Below are 1,648 nucleotides of genomic sequence, written 5' to 3'. Positions count from 1 at the left end.
CCTTCATCGTCTGCTTTACATAACTCGCATCATTTAAAGGTGTCGGATAAACTTCAAATACTTTTCCAAAGACAATTGCTAATTCTTCCGCATCCTCTTCTGTCGCTTTTCTTAACACAAATTCCTCTGGGACTATTTTTTCTTTCACTTCTTTTGCTTTTACACCACTTAAAATGGTATCTTCCTCAGTCCAATGAATACTATTTCGTCTTTCATCATTATGATATTTCACGAAGAAGTGCGCATCGTGTCCTTGAAAATAATGAGGTATCGTTGCTTCCAGTAAGAAACCGAAAGAGAGCCATGTTGAAACATGCTCTCCCTTTCCTTTAATAATACATTTAGTGAAAGAATGTTTCTCTGCTAATTCATCGATTGTTTGTATAATACTTTCAACATTTCCTGTATAGTGATCAACTCTAACACGTTTATTAAAATAATCTAAAACCCCTTCTACTGTGTAATGCTTTGTCTGTTCACTAAAAGATTCATAGTATTTCATTTCTTCACCTCACACCAATCTAGTAATGTACATGCAATTATTTTTGCGGCAGCAATCATTTTATCAACTTCTATATATTCGTTTGGATAATGTGCTACTTTCGTCTCTCCTGGACCAAATACTATCGTTGGTACGTTAGCGATTTGTGTGAACAAACCTCCATCTGTTCCCCATGGCGAAGCTTCTATAATCGGTTCGTTCCCTTCGATTTCAACAAAGTTATGTTGAAGCGTTGTAATAAGTGGATGATTTTCTTCTAGTTCACCAGGAACCCATCTCGCTCCAAACCATTCTACTTCTACAGGATTTTTTATAAACCAGCTATCCACTTCTTTTAATTCACCAATCCAGCCTTCAAACTCTTCTTTTGCTGCCTCTATAGTCTCATTCGGCGCAATACCACATCTTCCTTCTAAAATTAATGAATCGGGAACAGAACTTGGCCAGCTTCCCCCTTCAATTTTCCCAACGTTAATTGGAATCGGAATCGGAATCCCCTTAAATAACGGATCTGTAATTCGACCGTTTCTCTTCTCTTCTAATTTTCTCAAATGATCTACAACAAACATACTTTTTTCAATTGCACTTACTCCTTCATACCGTGTACCACCGTGTGCTGCTTTGCCTTTTATATGTAGACGAAACCACATTGACCCTTGTTGTTTCGGGAAAAACTTCATATTCGTCGGCTCAGGAATAATAACGCCATCTGCCTTATATCCTCGTAAAATAGCGGCTAATGTTCCTGCCCCACCGCTCTCTTCTTCTATTACACTTTGAAAATGTATATCACCTTTTAGTTCAATACCAGATTCAACAATCGCTTCCATCGCAAGCATAAGTGAGACATTGCCGCCTTTCATATCTGTTGTTCCACGTCCATATATGCGGTTTCCTATTTTCTCTCCACTGTATGGATGATGATCCCACTGATTTACATCCCCTTCTGGCACGACATCAATATGCCCGTTCAAAATCATAGATTTCCCTTCGCCACTTCCTTTTAAAGTCGCTACAATGTTCGGGCTATCTGTAAAACTTGTACGAGGTGATACGAAATAAGGGTGATCGTTCATTTCATTAAAAGCAGGCTCCCAAATATCAAGGTCTAGACCTAACTCACGCAACTTTTCAATAACAATTGCC

Annotated in this window: 1 protein-coding gene and 1 pseudogene; both read right to left on the bottom strand. The window is 38.5% G+C overall.

The window, feature by feature from the left end; genetic code table 11:
- Nucleotides 1-502: pseudogene (locus AC1DTM_RS25535) on the bottom strand (putative beta-lysine N-acetyltransferase); the annotation flags it as partial.
- Nucleotides 499-1,648: peptidase (locus tag AC1DTM_RS25530; protein ID WP_477001196.1), on the bottom strand; the 1,150-nt coding region annotated here is incomplete at its 5' end. The pseudogene AC1DTM_RS25535 and the gene AC1DTM_RS25530, both read right to left, overlap by 4 nt.

It is taken from the genome of Bacillus sp. P4_D3, from assembly GCF_056401855.1.
The sequence above is the reverse complement of the archived record's forward strand: the minus strand, read 5'-3'. Positions and strand labels throughout refer to the sequence as shown.